This is a genomic window from Rhodopirellula sp. UH5 (assembly GCF_056839225.1).
Genome location: NZ_CM166390.1, coordinates 4,391,471 through 4,412,974 on the forward strand (window position 1 = coordinate 4,391,471; position 21,504 = coordinate 4,412,974).

Consider the following 21,504-nt stretch of genomic DNA (forward strand, 5'->3'; position numbering starts at 1 on the left):
GATGATTGCGCTGTGGGGACAAACTTTTCTGACCAATATCAACTGGCTGTGGGTCGCCGGAGCGGCGGTTGCCGCCTGGATTGTCGTCAGTGCTATGAACCGACGCCAAGCCCATCTGACCGAACTTTTGCGGGATCATGTCAACCGCACCCAAGAGGCCCAAAAGGCCGCTCTCGAAGCCAGCAAAAAACCTTCCGAAGACGAACCGGAGTGATCTCCATGACTAAAACTGTTTACATCAAGACCGTTGGCTGCCAGATGAATGTTCTGGACAGCGAAATGGTGATCGCCGATTTGAAACGCCACGGCTACACCGTCGTCGATACACCTGGCGAAGCCGACCTGCTGCTCTACAACACCTGCAGCATTCGCGAGCAGGCCGAAGAGAAAACGTACAGCGCCCTCGGCAAACTCAAAGACACCAAAGCCCGCCATCCCGAAAAGACCATCGGCGTGATGGGCTGCATGGCTCAGAAAGACCAAGAGACGATCTTTCGCCGTGCCCCTTTCGTCGACATGGTCGTCGGCCCCGGACAACTGCACGCGATTCCCGACATGCTGACGAAAGTCACCAGCGGCGAAGGACGGCAGATGGCCGTTTCGCTGGGCCGCAAAGATGGCAAGCAAACCGTCGTCGCCCGCAGTCACGAAACGTTCGATCCTTTGCGGGATCCAACCATGCGTCCGACGCCCTTCCAAGCCTACCTGCGAATCCAGATCGGCTGCGATAAGTTCTGCACCTACTGCGTTGTCCCCAACACCCGCGGTCCCGAACAAGGCCGATCACCCGAGGAAATTGTCTCCGAAGCTCGCGTGCTCGCCGACCAGGGTGCCCTCGAAATCACACTGCTCGGCCAAACCGTCAACAGCTACCGCCACCGCGGACCGGACGGCGAAACGGACATGGCAGGACTCCTGGAACAACTGCACGAAATCGAGAGTTTGAAACGCATCAAATTCGTGACCAACTACCCCAAGGACATGACCGCCCGGTTGCTGGAAACGATTCGCGATCTGCCAAAGGTCTCGCCGTACCTGCATGTGCCAGCCCAAAGCGGCAGCGATTCGGTTCTCAAACGCATGAAACGCGGCTACACGATCGCCGACTACATGGAGATGTTCGAACGCATCGAAACAATCTTGCCCGAAGCCTCGGTCAGCAGTGACTTCATCGTCGGCTTCTGCGGCGAAACCGACGAGGACTTCCAAAAGTCCGTGCAACTGATCGAACGCTGCCGCTTCAAGAACAGCTTCATCTTTCAGTACAGCGTTCGCGAAGGCACCAAAGCCGCCGCCAACCTGATCGACGATGTGCCTCGTGAAGTCAAAGCGGCACGCAACAACGAATTGCTGGCCGTCCAAGATCGAATCTCGAAAGAGGACAACCAAAAACTGATCGGCGACACCGTCGAAGTTCTGGTCGAAGGACCAAGCAAGAAAGCTGACAAATCCGATCTGGATGCGCCGATCGTTCAGATGACCGGGCGAACCATTTGTGACCGGATCGTGGTCTTTGATGGCAACCGACGCCAAGCCGGTCAATTGATGGACATTCAAATCGATGATGTCAGCTGCCACACGCTGATCGGCCGCGTCAAAACAGTGGAAGTCGTCTCGCTCGGAATGCCTGGCCTAGCTCCTAGCTCCTAGCTCGCAACCCACGTAACGAAACTCGTCAAGAGTTTCGAGTTGCACGATGATTCGTCGAAAGTCTTGACGACTTTCGCTACCAATTGATTCCAACTCGCCCTCAGCCCTCAGCCACTCCCTTGCTCAGCACTCAATCTCCCCCGATTCAAACTCGAACGCTCGACAACGGCCTGACTGTCGTCGTGCAACCGATGCCTTGGTTGCGAACCGCCGCGTACACGCTGTGGTTGCCCGCTGGGATCACGACCGAGTTGCATGGCTTGAGCGAAGCCCAACTGGCCGACACTGAGTTCCTTGCGCGTCGCGATGGACTGGCCTCGCTGACCTGTGAAATGGTCCAGCGTGGTGCAGGTGCCTACAACAGCCGTGAACTGGTTGCCGCGGAAGACAACCTGGGCATCGACAGTGGCAACTCCGCCGCGACCAGCATCGCGGGGTACTCCGCACGCATGCCGGCCGAATCGTTGCTCCCCGCCATTGAGTTGCTCGCCGATGTCGTTCGGCGTCCGCACCTGCCCGGCAAGCAATTCGAGGACGCCAAACTGATCCTGGGTCAAGAACTCGCGGCTTTCCAAGACGAACCCACCCAGCGTCTGATGCGTCGTCTTCGCGAGCGACAATACGGCCCGCATCTGGGGCGAGGCGGGTACGCCAGCGAAGCGAGCCTGGAATCGCTCAGCATGGACGACGTCCGCCAGTTCTACACCAATCAATATCACGCCGGCGGCAGCGTGCTGGCCGTTGCAGGCAACTTCGACGCCAACGCAATCTTTGACTCCATCGAGCAATCCTTTGGCGATTGGAAGTCAGGCAAACGCCCTGCCCTGCCCTCCCCTGCCCCGATCGATGGCAATGAACACATCGAACTGCCCAGCAGCCAAACGCACATCGGATTTTCATTCGATTCGATCCCGTATGGCAGCGATGACTACTTCGTCATGCGAGCGGGAATTGGAATCCTCAGCGATGGCATGAGCAGCCGCTTGTTTGACCGCGTTCGCGAACAACGTGGGCTGTGCTACAGCGTCTGGGCCAGCACCCACACCATCGGTCAGCACGGTGCCGTGTTCGGTTACGCTGGCACCACGCCCGCACGAGCCCAAGAAACGCTCGACGTCAGCCTTCGCGAAATCCAGAACTTGGCCGACGACCTCGAACAAGAAGAACTCTCGCGTTGGAAAGTTCGCATCGAAAGCGGACTGATCATGGAACAAGAATCCGCCGGTTCGCGAGCCAGCTCACTCGCATCCGACCAATATCAACTCGGACGTGTCATCCCGACCGAGGAACTCGAAGCCAAAATCGAATCCATCACCCTCGACCAAGTCGCATCCTATTTTCGCCAACACGGTCCGCGTCAATTCCGAATCGTGACCGTCGGACCGGAAGCCCTGCAAGGAGGCGAACCGCTCGCATGAACGAACTCAAATCAACGACCCTGAAATCCACTACTCTGGCCAATGGGTTGCGAATCGTCGCCGACATCGACCTGCGTGGTTACTCCGCCGCGGTCGGTTACTTCGTGCGTGCCGGGGCTCGTGACGAAACCGACATCGAATCGGGACTCAGCCACTTCCTCGAACACATGATGTTCAAAGGGACCGCTCGTCGCTCGGCCGCCGATGTGAACCGCGAACTGGATGAACTGGGCGGTCAATCCAACGCTTACACATCCGAAGAACAAACGGTTTACTATTCGTCCGTGCTGCCCAAGTACCAAGACCGCATGGTCGACTTGCTGACCGACATGCTCAGCCCGTCGCTGGACGCCGACGATTTCGCGACCGAACGAAACGTGATCCTGGAAGAAATCGCCAAGTACGAAGACCAGCCTCCGTTTGGAGCCTTCGAACGAGTGATGGAATGTGCTTACGGACCTCGCGGGTTGGGACGACGCGTTCTCGGCACAACTCACTCGATCGAATCGATGCAAGTCGAATCGATGCGAGCCTATTTCAATCGCCGTTATCGGCCCGAGAACATCGTGCTGGCCGCCAGCGGCAACGTCGACTTTGATGGCTTGGTCGCTCAAGCCGAAAAGATGACCCAGCATTGGCTCGACCGCCCTGCCCCGTCGGATTTGGCCGGTGATGATCTCAGCACCACCCCCGAAGGCATCGAACTGACACAGCACTTGAGTGTCCCCGATGCAGCACAAAGCTACCGAGTGACATTGGGCGATGGCCCCTCGATGCAATCCGAATTACGCTACGCAATGAGGTTGCTGGCTTCCATCGTCGGCGATGATGGCGGCAGTCGGCTGTTTTGGGATTTGATCGACACCGGCCGGGCCGAAGTCGCCACCCTTTGGCCGCAAGAGTTCACCGACACGGGTGCCTTGTTCACCTACTTGGTCTGCGCCGCCGACGACATGGATTCCAACGTTCGCTTGATGAACGAAGTCCTCGGCCGAGTCGCCCGTGACGGCGTCGAACAATCGGAACTGGATCAAATCATCAACAAAACCGTCGCCGGCTGCATCATGCAATCCGAACGCCCGTCAAACCGCTTGTTCGGATTGGGCAGTCGCTGGTTGTGCTGTGGCGATTACCTGTCGCTCGATGAGTTGCTGGACGCCTACCGTGGTGTGACAATCGAAAGCGTTGCCGAAGCCGCCCAAACCTACCTGGGCCAATCGGCAACCGAAGTCGTTGCCTCCTCCGCTGAACCTCAATCCAATTTGGTTGGTTGATTAAAAGATGAGTGACACGGTCCCCGAGCTGTTACGCCTGAACGATCGCGTCACACTGCTGCCCATCATCCACGGCAGTGGCCAGTTCGCCTGGCTGACCCGTCGGTTCATGCTCGAACACAACTTCGATTGCCTGGCCGTTCCGCTGCCGCCGTCCTTCCAACAACCGGTCGAAGAAGCGGTCTTGGAACTCCCACGTCCTTCGATCGTGTTGCAACACCCCGCATCACAATCGACGTTCGAACCGCCGCTGCCCTTCAACCCTGAATTGTCAGCGGAAGAATACGGCGAGTCAGCCGACGAAGACGCTGATCCCCTGCCAAGCAGCTACGTGCCGATCGATCCGTGCCAAAGCGTGATCATGGCAATCCGCGCCGCGATGGGCGAACACATCCCCCGGCATTTCATCGATCTGGAAACGAACCACTTCCAGCCTTTCTCGACCGTCATGCCCGACGCGCATGCGGTCCGGCACGTTGCGATTGAAAAGTTCGCCGCCGCGATCCTGCCTAGCATTCCACCACCGAGCGATGAGCTGACTCGCGACCGAATGCATTACATGGCCGCCCAGCTCTTGGAACTGGAGAGGAGCTACGAGCGAATTCTGCTGGTCACCAGCATCCTGCATTGGCCCTGGATTCGAGACGCTCATCGACAACTCCGAACCAACCCCGGTCACTCCTTCGGCGACATCGAAAACGAAGAGGTCTCCACGCCGACCCGGCACAGGATCAACCCCAAAACGTTGTTGTTTTTGTTTGGCGAGTTGCCTTTCATCACGTCGCTCCACGAACGTGCGCGAGCCGAACTGGAAGACGACGAAAATTTGCAGATCGACGGCGTCAAAGAACTGTTGATCGCCGGCCGCCAAAGCTACCTCGACGACCTGGGCAACCGAGCCCGCAAGATCACGCCGTTGCTGCTTTCGAAGTGCTTGCAATACATCCGCAATTTGTCGTTGATCAACCGCCGGATGACACCGGACATGGTCACGATCATCACCGCCTGCAAACAAGTCCTCGGCGACCAATTCGCGTTGCACGTCGCCGAGGTCGCGACCAAGTACGCCTACGCGGACGAACCGGGTGCCAACTCCGACCAATGGATCCCTGAATCCGATCAACCGATCACGCTGGGAATCGACCAAGCTCGCTTGCCCAATCAAGATGTCGTGTCGCTGGTAAATCGTTTGCCAGGACCACCGATCTCGTGGCAAACGATCCAGCTCCAGCGACGGCCCAACGACAAAGAACGCCATGAATGGCAACACAATTGGAACCCCTATTCCCAGTGCAGCTACCCACCCGAAGACGAACGCATTGAACTGCTGAGAAACCGGGTCAGCGAACGAGCCCAGGCGATCATGGGCCAAGACTTGGCTCGCACCGAGAAGTTCACCACCAGCGTCAAAGACGGAATCGACATCCGGGACACAATTCGACATTGGTACGAAAAAGAGATCTACGTCAAAGTCATGCCACCCAGTCGCGGGCAACTCGACGCCTGCCTGATGCTGTTTGACTCCCCCGCCGACCCGCGAGACTACCCCTGGCGCACGACTTGGTTCGCCGAGCACGAATGGGAATCCACGCTCGCGTTCTTCGCCAGTGACTTCCAGCAAGAGATGGTCGGCCCAGGCATTGGACTGGGGATCTATGGCGGTGCGATGTTCCTGTATCCGCCCGTACCGATTCGCGACATCTGGCGTGACCGACGCTTGAATTTCACCGCGACACTGGAAGAACGTTTGATTGCCGCTGCCTGCATGCACTCACGCAGCAAACACGTCGCGATCATGAGCCCCCTGCCGCCCGGCGGCGGATGGAAACGATTGGCCCGCCGGTTCAAAAAGCACCTGGTTCACGTGCCAATGTCTTCCTTCAGCGACCAAGAGATCCAACAACTCCGCATGGTCCACGTCCTCAACGGCGGCGAAGTCCGAAGCTACGCCGCCGACTTCATCCGAAAAGCTTGACCGCTTTTCCAGACAAAGTCCCAGCAAGACGACACGTTGTCACCATCGGCAAGAGCCAGTGAATGCGTGACAACATCGCCGAAATGGATGGGCCAGTCCCAACGGGACGACACGCTGTCGCCACGGGCGTCAGCCCGTGGATGAGCAACAACGCACAATGAGGAAGCCCTGGAGGGGCGGCAGGTGCTTCGGACACTCAAAAGGGGACGGGGGTCTTTTTTGGTAAACTGTCACTGAACCAACGACTCCAAGATCACTTTTTTCTACAGGTGTGCGTGATGCCTCGACAAAAACGTCTGGATGTGGCCGGCGGAATCTACCATGCGTTGAATCGCGGGAATGCCAAGCAACAGATTTTTCACAAGCCCGAAGACTACGCGGCCTTCAAGCGTGTGTTGGGCCAAGGACTGGAACGCTACGAAGTGCAAATCTATTCCTACGTCTTGATGCCAAACCACTGGCATCTCGTACTTCGCCCAGACCGCGACGGGCAAATGGGAAAGATGCTGCGTTGGGTCACCGCTACCCATACGCAACGCTATCACGCTCACTACCGCACCGCAGGCGAAGGACATCTGTACCAGTCCCGTTTCAAGAGCTTTCCCATCAAAGACGATGAGCACTTCCTGACAGTGTGCCGATATGTGGAACGCAATCCAGTGCGCGCAAATTTGGTCAAACGAGCCGAACTGTGGCAGCACGGTTCATTCCACCGTTGGGCGAACCATTCCGACCGAGATCCAAAACTCTTGTCGACCTGGCCAATCCGTCGCACGGCAAACTGGAGTAAGCGCGTCAATCAAGCACTCAGCGAAAAGGAGATCGGGATGATTCGAACGAGCGTCCAGCGAGGCCGCCCCTTCGGCGACATCGAATGGGTCGAAAAACTCGCTGACAAACACGACCTGTGGTCAACACTCCGATCAAGAGGAAGGCCCCGATCAAAGAAACGCCCCTAATTGACCCCCGTCCCCTTTTCTTCGTCGACACTGGAAGAACGCTTGATTGCCGCTGCCTGCATGCATTCACGCAGCAAACACGTCGCGATCATGAGCCCCCTGCCGCCCGGCGGCGGATGGAAACGCTTGGCCCGCCGGTTCAAGAAACACTTGGTTCACGTGCCGATGTCCTCCTTCAGCGACCAAGAGATCCAACAACTCCGCATGGTCCACGTCCTCAACGGCGGCGAAGTCCGAAGCTACGCCGCCGACTTCATCCGCCGCGTGTGATTCAAGCCGGCTACTGCCTGGTCTTCGTCGAGTCCACACGATCAACCAAACGGCTTCCCAGTTGGTGGTAGACCTCTCGGTCAACCGTATCGACAACGAATCGAACGGCCCCATCGAACTGGGCAACGTGGACACCACCGGGATGATTGCTGGTAGCCATGATCGCTCCGTCACGGACGCCACTGGACAAACGCCGAACTTCATAGGCAGAAATCGATGCCACCGGTTCATTGGGAACAAAGACATGGTCATAAACCGACTGATGTTTGCCCCCCGCAAAAGGAGTGAATCCGGCAAAATCTTCAAATTTTGCGGGGCGACGTGTTCCCAATTCTCGGGCCATTCCAATCATCAATTCGTCTGTGAGCGAACCATCAGGAAAAAGGCCATAGGCTCCCGACAAAAAGATATCTCGATGATGGTGGTAGCTTCCATCGCGACGACTTTTCAATCGTTCAGAGAACGCTGCGGTGCTGCTTCGCCCATCCAGCAATCGATTGCTTCCACCGACGTAGGCAGCAAAAGGAGCGTCGCCGTTTCGAGATGGAACTCGATGGGTGCTGAACAAGCTGATCGTCGATCCACCGTTGAATCGGTAATTTCCACCACCCATTTGATCGTCGGACGGACAAACGAAGATCGGGTCAGAAAGTGGTGGGGTATCGCGCCGCTCAAGCATACTATCCAGCTTCCATGGGAAACCGGGCTTCGCTTTCCACGCTTGAAACAAAGCCTCGCGTTCCAAAAACGGTAGCAGATGAAAAAATCCACTCAAACTCGCCTTTGATTGCTGAGAAGGATGATTCCAGAACCCCGGCAAGTCGTTTGTGACTCCTTCAAAGTGTTGCAAGGCGAGATCGAGTTGCCGAAGCCGATTCACGCAGGTAGTCCGCCGGCTTGATTCACGAGCAGCCTGGATCGCCGTCGTGGCCAGGCCAAGCAACAGCCCAATGACAGCCATCACAACAATCAACTCCAGAAGGGTGAATGCCACATCGACGCGTCGATGTGGTGCAGGGCGGCTACTTTGCCTCATTGAACAACCGCTGTGTGATGGGAATGTCAAACACCAATAGCTCTGGTTTGCTCAGACGAATCCGAAGCCATTGCTTTTCTTCCAAAGACTCTGGGATCTTCACACAGGCCGAAACTGCACCGGCGGATGCCTTCAACTCTGATTCAATTGATTCGATGTCCCGCTCTTCGCCTTTGACCCAAACCACCTCCTCCACCTGCAATTCGCGTCGCGACCGTGAAACAACACGCACACACACCGGCCGACTAGCGTTGCTAGCACTGCCAAAAGACTTGCCGTGAAAAATAAGAATATGCTGCTTGGCAGCGAAGACATCCTTCAGAATTGGCATTCGCTGCAAGTCAACCACTAAATCAGGCATCGGTCCCCGATCGCACCTTGTCCGCACAACCATTTGCGCCCGCCGTGAACTAATGTCGCTGAGCGGCCCCCGAACGGAGACTTCAATCACAGGTTCACCGGCTTCCAATTCAGACGAGACAAAACCAGAACCGGAGGTGACATCGATGATCTCAAAATCTTCAACCCGCTCGCCGTCACGCGAACCCGAAACCCTCAACCTGCAAGACTTCACCTCGTCGCTGCGTAGCCTGCCAAAATCGATCACGTTTCGTCCGCTTTGAGCCACTCGGCGATCGACATTTTCACTCAGGACCTCAATCTGAACCGGATGGACGAGCGTCCATCGAACGCTGAGCTTGTGAAGCCGTTTCAGCCCCTCTTTTTCATAGACCAAATCGATCGCCTTGTCGCCCACGAAGTCATCCAGACGCTTCAGTTCAACGTCGATGATCCCAGCTTCGCCGGGAGCAAGCTCGCTAAAATCGGGATTCGCATCCAGACACCCACAACTGACCCGCAAAGCATCCACCTCAATCTTTCGGTCGGATTGATTAATAACCGTGACCTTCGTCGACAAACTCTTGTTCGGGTTGACTTCGTGAGTCCCGAAACTCACCACCGCGGGTTCGAACAGCAGGTCCCCACCTTCACCATGAACCTTGGTCGCCGTCGACGCAGTCAACAACAGCATCGCCGGCAAAAGTAGCCGGCTTGAGCTTCGATAACGAAGAACCGCGATTGCGACCAAGAAACCGATCAGGACGACCCACCCAAGGCTCACGCTCGAAACTTCTCGAAGAGGCATTTCAGAAACCAAACAGACTTGGGGATAGACATACGCTGCGACCGATTCGTCCAAGTTGGCCTCGCCGCGGCCAGTAACCACATCGCCGGTAACCACTTCAACCAGCCCCTCACCGGACGTTCCAGTCAACAACACAAATTCAATCGATCGGGCGCCGCCGGATTCTCGACTGTGTGCGAGTGCAATGAAAGACTGACCATCGGACCAACGTTCTGACAGCCTCGCTTTCTCAAACGGCAACCAAACCGCCGAGAGGCCCACCGTTGTCAACCATTCCGAAACTTCTTGACGCGTCCTCGCGGCGGGTTGCGAAGCAATCTCATTGCTGAATTGCTCGATTTCGGATGTCGAATGCTCGACATCAAAAACCAGACATGTCACGCTCAACAATCGACTCAACCCAGACCGATTCAGCAATCCAACGGTCGATGCCCCCGTTGCAGCCGTCGCCGCGAACATGGCGAACCACCCCTGCAGGGCTACCAAAACAACAGCAAGCATCCATCGGCTCATCGAACCTTTCTCCCAATTTTCACTTTGATTCGATCGACAAGATTCTTCAATTCATCTTCTGGATTCAGCTCCGCAGCAATCACCTTCGAACGTCCGTTCTGGTAGGCGATGGTCTGCGTGTACTCGCTTCCGAGATTCAGTGACGCCAAGCGACACTCCGATTTTTGCAACCCACAATTCGGCTGGAATTCAAGCACTTTCAATAAAAACGCCGTTCTCGGCGACACATCACCGCCGCCGAGATTGCGATACTCGAGATTCTTGGCATAGGCTACGCCGCCAACTTCATCCCATTCGCAAATGATTCTCCTCGCCGCGGCCTTGGAAGAAGGGTGATCAAACTTCGTGAACAACCCTCCATGTGATTTTGAAAACTCAATGGTCGCCGGCTCGTCCGATGTCGGGTGAAGCAGTTGAACTTGGATCGTCTCGTCGCTCTCAACGAAGTCGAAGGACCGCTCACCGAAATCCCAAGTCCCTTTCGAGGTCAAAATGTCCTCCATCGAGATTTCAGACATATAGGTGAAGTAACACTGCGAGGGTTGCACCAGGTAGCAGTCGAGAAGGGTATGATCCGTGTTGTAGGAAATGAATGCTGTCTTCCGGGTATCATCAACAAAAACTAGAGTCGTTTTCCACCGAATGATTCGGCCAGTTCTTTCCTCCGCTTTCTCGGCCTCTTCTAGCGTTGCCCCTTCCCGAACCTCATACGTCATTGCAAAGGCATCTTCACCGCAACGCAATTCAGCATCACAGACCCTGACGGTGGCACCATCATTTCCGATGCATTGAAGTCGAAACTCACCTCGCCCCGCTGCTTGCTTTGCCGATAGATTCACGGCGATCAATGACTGAATCAACTGTCTGTTTGAACCGTCCATCGTTTCCGCAAAAACGTGGTTCCGTTGGATTGGATTCGAGACACCAATCAAGCTGATCCCGAAAACACACCACACCATGAATCGTTGCATCAGAAGACTCCTTAATGGAAAGGCAAGAGACATCCGCGGGGAAGCGAGCTCGACTGAATCGCCAGTGAATATGTTTCGCAACTCTCCACAACAATCCCGCTCGTTCTCAGACATGGCTCGAAATCCGGATCCAAAGCCAAATCGACTCACCACGCGCGTCACACAGATGAGTGCAGTGAGGCCATCAGATCCCCCAAGAACCACGGGCCAGGTCTTTCAAGGAATCGACCTGCACTCAATCCAATGTCAACCTGGACCACCTGTTGGTGGCGCCTCCTGACAAATCCCTTCGCAAACCGCCGGTGCTTTCTTGTAGGTCGTCACCCCATCCACGATCACACACTGGCCGAGCTCATTGTCGTAAATGCAAAAAGTGTATTTCATGCAATTAACTAACTCAGTGTCCGACTCCAAGCAAGGACTGCCAGGCGGCGTTTCACCGGGACCTGGACTGTCACACATTTGCCGGTTGCTCGCCGCCACGGGATCCTGCTGCTCAGAAGCACCGCAAGCTCCAGCACCGTAACTGCTGCAGACAATCTGCGGGGCATAGCATTCCGAGATCGGCTGACAACAATCACCGGGGTGTTCTACGAGATCATCCGCAAGCGACACCGGAGCGAGCAGCAATGCACCACCGTATAGCGCCAACGCAAAAACCGCTTGCAACCGACACCGGAACTGTGAGAGACACCGGAACTGTGAGAGACACCGGAACTGTGAGAGACACCGGAACTGTGAGAGACACCGGAACTGTGAGAGACACCGGAACTGTGAGAGACAGCGGGGCTTGAGAGACACCGGGGCTTGAGATTTTCATCGAAACACCTTCTGGAGTTGATCGTGAAGTTCCCGCCTAAGAAAACATGCTCGATTCAAAGGTAGAGACATGGCAGTCGAGAATCAACCGCCAAAGCTGTTTTTTGAGCAGAAAGACAATCAACCCTCAAAAGGGGACAGGGCAATGGTGTTCGACACAAGACTTGCGAAGTGCACTCGAGCTTGGCACGAGATTTACGCCGAGCAGCAGACATCATTTGGGGCTGCCATGTTGTCACTGTCGATGGTTTTAGCGTGCCTAAGTCAAATCCGAATTCAAAACCCTTACCTCGGCGACGTGAATCGATTGCGTTGACGACGGGCGAGTCTGACGCACAAGGCAGAGGCAAAGAGCAAGCGTCAACGATCCAAGGCAAAAACATTCAAGGCCTAAAGTACTTCGACATGCTCCTTCCACTACTGGAGCAATTGCTCGGAGAAAAATGCGGACGACGCAGCAAAAAGGGGACGGCAGTAAAAAGGGGACGGGGGTCTTTTCTGGTAAACTGTCACTGAACCAATGACTCCAGGATCACTTTTTCCCTACAGGTGTGCGTGATGCCTCGACAAAAACGTCTGGATGTGGCCGGCGGAATCTACCATGCATTGAATCGCGGGAATGCCAAGCAAAAGATTTTCCACAAGCCCGAAGACTACGCGGCCTTCGAGCGTGTGTTGGGCCAAGGACTGGAACGCTACGAAGTGCAAATCTACTCCTACGTCTTGATGCCCAACCACTGGCATCTCGTAATTCGCCCCGACCGCGACGGGCAAATGGGAAAGATGCTGCGTTGGGTCACCGCCACGCATACGCAACGCTATCACGCTCACTACCGCACCGCAGGCGAAGGACATCTGTACCAGTCCCGCTTCAAGAGCTTTCCCATCAAAGACGATGAGCACTTCCTGACAGTGTGCCGATATGTGGAACGCAATCCAGTGCGCGCAAATTTGGTCAAACGAGCCGAACTGTGGCAGCACGGTTCATTCCACCGTTGGGCGAACCATTCCGACCGAGATCCAAAACTCTTGTCGACCTGGCCAATCCGTCGCACGGCAAACTGGAGTAAGCGCGTCAATCAAGCACTCAGCGAAAAGGAGATCGGGATGATTCGAACGAGCGTCCAGCGAGGCCGCCCCTTCGGCGACATCGAATGGGTCGAAAAACTCGCTGACAAACACGACCTGTGGTCAACACTCCGATCAAGAGGAAGGCCCCGATCAAAGAAACGCCCCTAATTGACCCCCGTCCCCTTTTACGCACCGCACCCGGTTCACGTGCCGATGTCCTCCTTCAGTGACCAAGAGATTCAACAACTCCGCATGGTCCACGTCCTCAACGGCGGCGAAGTCCGAAGCTACGCCGCCGACTTCATCCGAAAAGCCTGACCGCTTTTCCAGACAAAGTCCCAACAAGATGACACGTTGTCACCATCGGCACGAGCCAGTGAATGCGTGACAATATCGCCGAAATGGATGGGCCAGTCCCAACGGGACGACTCGCTGTCGCCACGGGCGTCAGCCCAATGCCATCTACTTTGTAGCGGAACGGCGCGAGCCGTCCGGTGACGCGCCGGAAAACACCCACGATTTACCGGACGGCTTGCGCCGTTCCGCTAACAAAATCCCCTCGGTTGGTTCTAAAGTGGATGGCATTGGGCGTCAGCCCGTGGATGAGCAACAACGCAAAATGAGGAAGCCCTGGAGGGGCGGCAGGTGCTTCCAAACGGGCGCGCGACCTGTCGTCCCTTCAGGACTTGCCGCATGCGTCGAACTCCCTTCCTATCGGCTGACGCCGAAGGCGACAACCTGTCGCCACGTCGTGGCTGCTTCCTGGACTTCTCCGCCGGAGCAAACGCCCCAGCGGTTCAAGGCAGAACAGCCGACTCCGCTGCCACTGCTTCGTCAACACTTTCGAGTGGCATCACGATCTCTCTTGGCCAATGCAGAATGAATCGTGTGCCCTGCCCCAATTCGGATTGCAACTCGATCTTTCCGCCGTAAGTTTCGACGGTCTTTTTAATGATCGACAACCCCATGCCGCTTGAGCTTTTCGAATCCAGTGGCCCCAGCGTCCGGAAGATCTCGAACACCTTCTTTTGAAATCGAGAAGCAATCCCCGGCCCATCGTCTTCCACCACAAATCGAATCCACTCGCCACCATCGAGTGCGGAAACAATCACCTTCCCGTCCTCTCGGTCATGGTGGTTGATCGCATTGTTGATCAAGTTCCGGAGGCAGGTTTCGAGCGGTGTCTTGAGTGTCCGAAGCGTTGGAAACTCGCCCTCCATGCCAACCTGCATCGCAGCAGGCTTCGCCAACATGCCGAAAATATTTGTGACCAATCCAGCTGTATCAACCTGCGTCACCCGATCATGAACGCGTCCAGCGCGAGAGTACTGAAGCAGGTCATCGAGCAATTGCTCCATCCGGCTGATGCACTGCTTCAAGGTCCGCAGGTGTTCGGCACTCTCGGCTGGCAACTGGTCGCCAGTGTCCTCCATCACCCAATCTGCCAAGTGCTTGATGTTTCGTAGGGGAGAACGCAAATCATGCGATGCGACATAGGCGAACGCATCCAAGTCCCGGTTGCTACGACTTAGTTCCCGGATGTGCTGGCGAATCAACGCATCCACACGTCGTTGCTCGGTCACATCGCGAATGATGATTGCCGCGAGCTGTTGTTCGCCATCATTCCAGTAGGAGATAGAGATTCGAGCCGGAAAGGTCCCCCCATCTTCTCGAATGCACATCAGCTCATCATCCGTTGTCGAGGAAGACGCTGCGGGCTTGGTGCGAAGCGAGCTCTCGAAAAGACAGCTCGCCGAGGTCCCAATCAGCTCGCTTGCCGAATACCCAAAGGCGTCCATGGTCGCCGGATTCCCGTAGATCACCTGCCTGGATTGATCTAGCAACACGATCGGATCATGAGCGGTGTCGCATACCGCTTGGAACTGTTGCTGAGCCTTGCGAAACTCACTGGTCATTCGTTTGGCGAGGGTCTCCGCATGGCGTTGCTGGCGACCAATGGAACCGATGACCAGGAACAGCAACATATCGACGAACAAACCGACACTTGCCACCGCTAAACTGATCGCCGACTCGCCACCGCTGATAAAACCGGGCTGGGATTCGAAGTGGATCGTCCAATCGCGTCCGCGGAGATGAAGCGGCTTGACCAGCACAAAATCAGCGTCGTTTGCCTTGGGCTGCTTTGACAATGGTTGGTTGCTGTCGTAGAGCAATGCGGCTTCGGTCCGATCCACGCCGTCATAAACACGGAACTCAATGTCCGACAAATTCGACCTCCGAATTCCGGTCATCAAATCTCGCGTCCGGAACGGAGCGTAGACAAATCCCGTGACGGCAGCCGTTCGCTGGGCACTCGTTTCAATCGGTTGATCACGTTCAAAGAGAGGCAAATACAGCAGGAAACCTCGCTGGACATCGTTCTCTGTTTCTTGAACGAGCTTGACAATCCCTGAGATCGTGGGCTCCCCCGACGCGATGGCAGCATCCATTGCCGCGCGGCGGGTTTCCTCCGAATACATGTCAAAACCAAAGGCTCTTTGATTTCGCCAATCAAAGGGTTCGAGGTAGTCGATTGCCGTGTATCGGTTGCGTTTTCCAGCAGGGCGGATGTCAAAGTCCGGAAAGCCCTCCGCGCGAATGGATTGAACGAACGCGTCCTTTTCATCTGCGTCCACCACCCGGCTGAATCCAACCCCTTGAATGCCAGGGTAATACTCTTGAAATCGAGAGTTCTCAAAGTAGGTCCGCCACTCATCGCGGGAGACGGCCTCCGAAGACTCAAGCAAACCAACGCCACCGCGAAGCACCTGCTCGTACTCCATCATTCGCTGCTCGATCGAAACCTCCATCTCACTGACGCGAAACAGGAAGCGATCGGAAGCGCGATCGCGGATGTACTGGCTCGACAACCACCAGGCGATGGCGGTCACGGCCAGAGAAATGGCGAGGATCCCCCATGCCAGCCCCGAACTGCGAACTGCCGCAAATTCTCGCAAACGATCGATCGTTCGGCCGAGAATCGGTACTGAGTTCGAATGCGTCATCGGCTGCAAAATACCTGCGTCACTAGGAATGAATCGCTGATTGCAAGCCAAAACCCTTCTGCCAAATCATACGGGATCCCCCGCCTCCTGTCTCACCTATTTGCCTGCATGCCTTGGTCCATTTGCAGCATCACCATGTCGCGGTAACGTCCTCCCCTGGCAACCAACTCGTTGTGCGTCCCCACCTCAAGCACTTCCCCGTCTTCCAAAACCACGATTTTGTCAGCGTTCATGATCGTGCTCAATCGGTGAGCGATCACGAACGCGGTTCGGTCCTGCAACAACTCGCTCAGGCTGTCCTGGATCAGACGCTCGCTTTCGCTATCGAGGTTGCTGGTCGCTTCATCCAAGATCAGGATTTGAGGGTCAGCCAAGATCGCTCGTGCGATGGCCAGTCGCTGGCGTTGACCGCCGGACAACTTGACGCCGCGTTCGCCGATCACCGTGTCGTATCCCTCGGGGAACTTGCGAATGAACTCATCCGCGGCCGCCGCACTTGCCGCTGAGATCACGTCCTCGCGAGATGCCCGTCGACGTGCGTAGGCGATGTTTTCGTGGATGGAACCGTCGAACAAAAACACATCCTGTTCCACAATCCCCAGCAACGATCGATAGCTCGACAATTGGATGTCACGCAAATCACGACCGTTGAAACAAATCGCTCCTTCGCTGGGGTCGTAGAACCGAGCGATCAAGTTGGTCAGCGTCGTCTTGCCCGCTCCACTGCGACCCACCAACGCGATCGTTTGCCCCGAGGCCACTTCAAAACTGACGTCTTTCAGCACCGGTGTTTCGGTTCCTGGATAACAAAACGATACGTTTTGAAGGGACAGGTCTCCAACGAGTTGCTTCGACGGCAACGAGATCGCTCCCTCACGACTGGGAAGTTCGTCTTCCACCTCCAAGACGTCAAGGACACGATCCAAGCCAGCCAGATTGTTTTGGAACGCGACCGCACTGCCCGCGATCGTCGCCAATGGGTCCAGCAACATTGTCAGGTACACCAAGAACATCATCAGATCACCGAGCGTCAAATTGCCTTCGATGATTTGATAGCCGCCGTACAACAACAATCCGGTCGAAGCGAGCGGGATCAGCACTTCCCAGATCGTCTCAATGATCCGCATCCACCACCAAGTGAACAACTGTTGTCGAACCAGGAAGTCACCTTCCCGCACGTAACGACTCGACTCGCTGCGGGATCGCGAGAACGTTCGTACGACGCGAATGCCGCCAAAGGTTTCTGTCGCACCGCTGTCGATCTTCTGCCGTTGCTTGCGGACATCACGAAACAGAGGACGGATGCGGTTGATGTAGGTGCGGTGCGTCAGCCACACGGTCGGCAACAGAAACATCCCTCCCAGCATCAACTTCCAATCCACCAGCATCAAAATGATCAGACTGCCGATGAACTGCACGATCGCCCGCCAAGGGTTGTACAGCATGCTGAAAATCAGTTCCGCGACACCGCCCGCGTCTTCCCGAATCAAACTCGCGACGCCGCCGCTTTTCATCGAATGCACGTGGTGCAGCGGCAAATGAACCGCGTGATCAAACACCGTCGCTCGGATGGACACTTGCGTTTTGTTGGATGCCTTGGTGGCGATCCAACGTCCCACCAGGTTCACCGCGGTTCCGATCGCGGTCAGGATCGTCACGATCAATCCGATCGCGACCAACACTCGCATCGGAGACGACATGGGGTCGCCAAGGATCGCGGTCAGATTGGGGATCGCATCCACCCAATCCGGCAGCGGTTTGGGCGGGCGAGTCAGCACTGAGTCGATGGCCAACTTGGTCCCCAAGGGCGGGATCAATCGCAACCCAATGCTGACCGTCAACAACGCCAGGGCGGTCACAATGGCCCCTCTTTGCCCCGCAATCAGTTGCCAAAAAGCGAGGAACAACTCACGAAACGATCGGTCTCGGGTCCCAATTTTTTTCCCGCCAGGACCGCCACCATGATGATGCCCGCCACGGCCGCTGGACAAGTCTTTTTCGGTGTCCTGATTCCCTCGGCGATGACGATCGCGAACCGCTTGACGATAAGCTTCAAAACGACGGCGACTGGGCGAACTCGGCATCTAACAACAGTGTGCGTGGAAACAAACAACCAATGGAATCATGGAAGTCCGTCAATCCTACGCCAAACGCCTCGTATAGAACCACCACTCCAATGCCATCAACAGCAACACCGCGATCAACAAGGGTCGCCAAAATTCGCGTCGCACCTCGATCCCGGCCTCGGTCGCCTCCACCGACTCGTACCCCAGTTCAACGGTCGGCTGCGTTGCCAATCGACTCTCGCGAGCATCGAACAAATTGACCGCAAACCGATCCACCACCTGGTCGGTTTCGGCGGCGATCAGTTGATAATTGCCGGGCTGGGACGTGGAAACGATTTCGACCACGCCCCCCGCACCGACTGGTTGCTTGCCCAACGATTCCGCCCTGCCCTGCCCCACTGTCCGAACCACTTCGACCGATTCCAGAACGTTTTCCAAGCGGGCCATCACGGTCTGCCCAGGCTGGTAACTCGGCGCCCCGGAAGACTGAGCCGCACCGGCCAGATTCCTCAGAACGTTGAACAGAAACACCGGCCAAGACCGTTCGGCGTACCAGTTGGTGTTGGCCTGCATCTCCCCCGATTCGTCTTCGCTGACCAGCGGGAACCCCAACACCAAATCCTGGTATCCATCGCGCGAAGCGATCGCCATCACCGGACCGACGTCCGATTCCACCAAGGTCAACGAGCCCGCCGGCCCTTCCACGGCTCGACCGGAAAACACCAGCAACGAATACAACTCCAAGTACCGCAGCACCGGATGCGTTCGGTCGATGTCGATCAACGTCAACGCTCCTGACTCCGTCTTCCACTTCCAACCGTCATTGGGCAAGGCCCCCATCGTGAACGTGTTGGTCAGCGGAGGTGCCTTGGGTCGACAACGATCGAAGACGATCAAATCATCGCGACCCGATGACGCCCGTTTTTGATACGCGTCGGTTTCCATGTAGTCCGGCGTCACAAATTCGCAGGCTGAGATCTGCTGACTCTTCGGCGTTGTCAGGCCCAGTTCCAAAGCTCGGTTGCCAGGTGTGACCACCAACACCGAGACCAACCCGGAGGGAGTCAACGCTGCGAAGGCTTCATTGTCCACTTTCAAATCATCCTCGCCGTCCAATTGCAATCTCAATGCAACCGCATCGGAAGATTCAATCGTGAACGACAAACCGGTCTGAGCCTCCGGTTCCAAATCAACCGTAGCCGCATCCACCAAGTTTTGATCGATGTACAAGGATGCTTCGGTAGACTCATCCGACGTGCCCGTGTTCAGCACGGTCGCGAAAACCTGGATCTGATCGGGGTTCTGCAAATCACGCTGAGCGGAGAACGAAACGATTGCCAAATTGCGGACCGCATCGGATCCAATTGCAACATAGGTCGGCTGCAAGTTCCCTAAACTGAACTGCGTCACATCGCCAAAGTTCCCATCGCTGTACAGGATCAACTCAGCGGGCATCGCATCGGCCACCTGGACATCGTTGACGTCCCCAATCTCGCTGGTCCGGCGTGGGTTGGCCAAACCATCCGCGGCCCGCAGCGCCCCCAGAATATCCGTCGGTCGATTGGTGACCTCACATCGATCCAGTGCATCTCGCAAACGATTGCGATCGGACGTGAAAGCCTGCATCACCTCGGCGCGGTCACTGAACGTCACCAGCATCGCGGATTCCGAGTCCGTCATGGTGTCGATGCGGTCACCGATTTGGCGGCGAGCTTCTTCGAACCGACTGCGACCGCCCTCCCCTGGACTGCTCAAGGATGGCCCCTTGGCGTCTCCCGCCGGTGCTTGCATGCTGGCCGAAGTATCCAGCAGAAACACCATCCGGCCCAGCGAATTGGCTTCGCCCCGAATGCCCGGTCGGAACAAGGCGAACGCGGCCAACAACACCGCCAACAATTGAAGCAACAACAGCAGGCTGTTGCGAAGCCGTTGCAGCAAACTGTTGACGTGCAGATCCTCGATCGTTCGAGACCACAAGTAGGTGCTCGGAACCTCGACCGGTTCGCGTCGCAACTTCAAAAAGTAAAGCAGCACGATGCCCACAGGCACGCACGCCAACACCACCCACGGCCACACTCCCGACAGGGCGGGGATCCAACTCATGGCACCATCATTCATCGCACCACCCCACGAGTTCGCAGGTACTGGGTGATCACGGTTTCAATCGGCGTGTCGGTGGGAACCATCACGTGCACAATCGACCGCTTGGCACAGTATTGCCGGATCTCATTGAGAAAGGCTTTGAGGTTGGCTTGGTACTTGTCCAACACAAATTGGTTGACCGTGATTTCGGCCGCATCGCCGTCTTCGACATCGATCAATCGCCGGTCACCTCGTAGCGGAGGGTCGATTTCCTCTTGCGACAACACCTGCAGCACAAACACATCGATTTGCCGACCGACCAACATCCGCAGCGCCGATTCGTAGCCTTCCTTGTCCATCATGTCCGTGATCAGCACGACCACGCCGCTGCCGCCACCTCGCGTCACAAAGTCCTTGACGCCGTCATGCAGTGAAACATTTTCGCCTCCCGACAAACCGTCCAAGTAGTTCAACATTTTCCAAAACGAACCACGTGACCGAAGCACGGGAGCATTGTGACCGGATTGCCCCATGGCTCGAACACAAACCCGGTCACCATGACAAAGCCCGACATACCCGAGCGCGGCGGCGAGTTGCTTGGCGACATGCAGTTTGTTCGGCGTGCCAAAGTTCATCGACGCGCTGGTGTCGATCAAGGCATGGAAGTGCAGGTCCTCTTCTTCCTGGAACAGCTTCAGAAACAGCTGATCCAAGCGAGCGTACAAATTCCAATCGATCAATCGAAGGTCGTCGCCCGGCACGTAATTTCGAAAGTCCGCGAACTCAACGCTCTGACCTTTCCGGCGACTGATGCGTTCGCCTTTCATCCGCCCTCGAAAGATCTTCCGAGAAACCAGCTCCAACCGTTCCAGTCGACCCAACAAGGCAGGGGTCAACAACGGCCCGGACGCTTGCCGCTTGGCATCGGCCGGGGTGCTGGCAGCGGGCGTAGGATCGGTCGTCGACGAGGCGGGTGCGTTGCTCATGGGTAGCAGTTTACCTGATTCACGCTCGGGTGTAGCACACACCGCGTTGATGGAAGAGCAAACGAATGCGTGTCAAAACCGCGAAAAACCAAGCCCGACAGGCCCGTTTGGCGACGATCCTCCACCGAGAATACGTCAACCATCACCGACCACCGGCCCGATCGTGCTGAGCAGGTCGGCAGGAATGTTTGGGTTTCATCCTGTGAGCCGTTTGGGCGTTCGCCCCGGTTGTTCGTGGGAACCGTGGCGAGCGCCAAACGGC

15 protein-coding genes and 1 pseudogene are annotated in these 21,504 nt (G+C 56.3%); 9 read left to right on the forward strand and 7 right to left on the reverse strand.

All coding sequences use genetic code 11. The features are described from left to right. Position 1 precedes the first annotated feature (1 nt). From UH5x_RS15600 to UH5x_RS15630, 7 genes and pseudogenes are all read left to right on the forward strand, one after another. Positions 2-214 carry a hypothetical protein gene (locus tag UH5x_RS15600; RefSeq protein WP_047812241.1) on the forward strand — a complete coding sequence of 71 codons (213 nt, stop codon included), beginning with the start codon at positions 2-4 and terminating at the stop codon, positions 212-214. After that, the gene (gene miaB, locus UH5x_RS15605; protein WP_482632941.1) at positions 211-1,650 is read left to right on the forward strand and encodes a tRNA (N6-isopentenyl adenosine(37)-C2)-methylthiotransferase MiaB; all 1,440 of its coding nucleotides are present in this window, start codon (positions 211-213) and stop codon (positions 1,648-1,650) included. Before UH5x_RS15600 ends, miaB begins: the two co-directional genes overlap by 4 nt. Positions 1,651-1,769: 119 nt before the next feature. Further along, a complete protein-coding gene (locus UH5x_RS15610; RefSeq protein ID WP_482636006.1) occupies positions 1,770-3,068 on the forward strand; it encodes a M16 family metallopeptidase in 1,299 nt (432 codons plus the stop codon). Then, a complete protein-coding gene (locus UH5x_RS15615) occupies positions 3,065-4,342 on the forward strand; it encodes a M16 family metallopeptidase (RefSeq protein WP_482632942.1) in 1,278 nt (425 codons plus the stop codon). The genes UH5x_RS15610 and UH5x_RS15615 overlap by 4 nt, the downstream gene beginning before the upstream one ends. Before the next feature lie 7 nt (positions 4,343-4,349). Continuing rightward, a complete protein-coding gene (locus UH5x_RS15620) occupies positions 4,350-6,317 on the forward strand; it encodes a hypothetical protein (protein WP_482632943.1) in 1,968 nt (655 codons plus the stop codon). A gap of 278 nt (positions 6,318-6,595) precedes the next feature. Beyond that, on the forward strand, positions 6,596-7,276 hold the full coding sequence (locus UH5x_RS15625; RefSeq protein ID WP_482632944.1) for a transposase: 681 nt from the start codon (positions 6,596-6,598) through the stop codon (positions 7,274-7,276). 21 nt (positions 7,277-7,297) lie between these two features. Next, a pseudogene (locus UH5x_RS15630) lies at positions 7,298-7,546 on the forward strand (hypothetical protein); the annotation flags it as partial. A gap of 10 nt (positions 7,547-7,556) precedes the next feature. On the opposite strand, the gene UH5x_RS15635 reads toward UH5x_RS15630, so the two are convergent. Genes UH5x_RS15635 through UH5x_RS15645 form a run of 3 tightly spaced genes read right to left on the reverse strand, consistent with a single transcriptional unit; the run spans position 7,557 to position 11,327 of the window. Further along, the gene (locus UH5x_RS15635; protein WP_083434684.1) at positions 7,557-8,582 is read right to left on the reverse strand and encodes a DUF1559 family PulG-like putative transporter; all 1,026 of its coding nucleotides are present in this window, start codon (positions 8,580-8,582) and stop codon (positions 7,557-7,559) included. Beyond that, entirely contained in the window at positions 8,569-10,230 is a 1,662-nt protein-coding gene (locus UH5x_RS15640; RefSeq protein ID WP_482632945.1) for a DUF1573 domain-containing protein, read from the reverse strand. The genes UH5x_RS15635 and UH5x_RS15640 overlap by 14 nt, the downstream gene beginning before the upstream one ends. A gap of 8 nt (positions 10,231-10,238) precedes the next feature. After that, positions 10,239-11,327, reverse strand: a complete 1,089-nt coding sequence (locus UH5x_RS15645) for a hypothetical protein (protein WP_482632946.1) — start codon at positions 11,325-11,327, stop codon at positions 10,239-10,241. A gap of 1,263 nt (positions 11,328-12,590) precedes the next feature. Between UH5x_RS15645 and UH5x_RS15650 the strand changes: the two genes are divergently transcribed. After that, positions 12,591-13,271, forward strand: a complete 681-nt coding sequence (locus UH5x_RS15650; RefSeq protein ID WP_047812236.1) for a transposase — start codon at positions 12,591-12,593, stop codon at positions 13,269-13,271. Further along, entirely contained in the window at positions 13,272-13,421 is a 150-nt protein-coding gene (locus UH5x_RS15655) for a hypothetical protein (protein WP_160311380.1), read from the forward strand. A 479-nt stretch (positions 13,422-13,900) separates the two neighbouring features. Here the strand turns inward: UH5x_RS15655 and UH5x_RS15660 are convergent, their stop codons facing one another. The 4 genes from UH5x_RS15660 to UH5x_RS15675 all read right to left on the reverse strand — a co-directional run bounded on the left by UH5x_RS15660 (position 13,901) and on the right by UH5x_RS15675 (position 21,242). Continuing rightward, positions 13,901-16,108 carry a sensor histidine kinase gene (locus UH5x_RS15660; protein ID WP_482632947.1) on the reverse strand — a complete coding sequence of 736 codons (2,208 nt, stop codon included), beginning with the start codon at positions 16,106-16,108 and terminating at the stop codon, positions 13,901-13,903. A gap of 92 nt (positions 16,109-16,200) precedes the next feature. Continuing rightward, positions 16,201-18,192, reverse strand: coding sequence for an ABC transporter ATP-binding protein (locus UH5x_RS15665; RefSeq protein WP_482632948.1), 1,992 nt, complete (start codon positions 18,190-18,192; stop codon positions 16,201-16,203). Between the two features lie 57 nt (positions 18,193-18,249). Further along, positions 18,250-20,292 carry a vWA domain-containing protein gene (locus UH5x_RS15670; protein WP_047812226.1) on the reverse strand — a complete coding sequence of 681 codons (2,043 nt, stop codon included), beginning with the start codon at positions 20,290-20,292 and terminating at the stop codon, positions 18,250-18,252. Then, entirely contained in the window at positions 20,289-21,242 is a 954-nt protein-coding gene (locus UH5x_RS15675) for a DUF58 domain-containing protein (protein ID WP_482632949.1), read from the reverse strand. The genes UH5x_RS15670 and UH5x_RS15675 overlap by 4 nt, the downstream gene beginning before the upstream one ends. Positions 21,243-21,504 lie beyond the last annotated feature (262 nt).

Excerpts from the sequence above, each read along its gene's own strand:
- UH5x_RS15670 (WP_047812226.1), bottom strand. The coding sequence starts at position 20,292 with ATGAATGATGGTGCCATGAGTTGGATCCCCGCCCTGTCGGGAGTGTGG.
- UH5x_RS15625 (WP_482632944.1), top strand. The coding sequence starts at position 6,596 with ATGCCTCGACAAAAACGTCTGGATGTGGCCGGCGGAATCTACCATGCG.
- UH5x_RS15640 (WP_482632945.1), bottom strand. The coding sequence starts at position 10,230 with ATGCTTGCTGTTGTTTTGGTAGCCCTGCAGGGGTGGTTCGCCATGTTC.
- UH5x_RS15650 (WP_047812236.1), top strand. The coding sequence starts at position 12,591 with ATGCCTCGACAAAAACGTCTGGATGTGGCCGGCGGAATCTACCATGCA.
- UH5x_RS15600 (WP_047812241.1), top strand. The coding sequence starts at position 2 with ATGATTGCGCTGTGGGGACAAACTTTTCTGACCAATATCAACTGGCTG.
- UH5x_RS15660 (WP_482632947.1), bottom strand. The coding sequence starts at position 16,108 with ATGACGCATTCGAACTCAGTACCGATTCTCGGCCGAACGATCGATCGT.
- UH5x_RS15675 (WP_482632949.1), bottom strand. The coding sequence starts at position 21,242 with ATGAGCAACGCACCCGCCTCGTCGACGACCGATCCTACGCCCGCTGCC.
- UH5x_RS15645 (WP_482632946.1), bottom strand. The coding sequence starts at position 11,327 with ATGTCTGAGAACGAGCGGGATTGTTGTGGAGAGTTGCGAAACATATTC.
- UH5x_RS15665 (WP_482632948.1), bottom strand. The coding sequence starts at position 18,192 with ATGCCGAGTTCGCCCAGTCGCCGTCGTTTTGAAGCTTATCGTCAAGCG.
- UH5x_RS15635 (WP_083434684.1), bottom strand. The coding sequence starts at position 8,582 with ATGAGGCAAAGTAGCCGCCCTGCACCACATCGACGCGTCGATGTGGCA.
- UH5x_RS15615 (WP_482632942.1), top strand. The coding sequence starts at position 3,065 with ATGAACGAACTCAAATCAACGACCCTGAAATCCACTACTCTGGCCAAT.
- UH5x_RS15620 (WP_482632943.1), top strand. The coding sequence starts at position 4,350 with ATGAGTGACACGGTCCCCGAGCTGTTACGCCTGAACGATCGCGTCACA.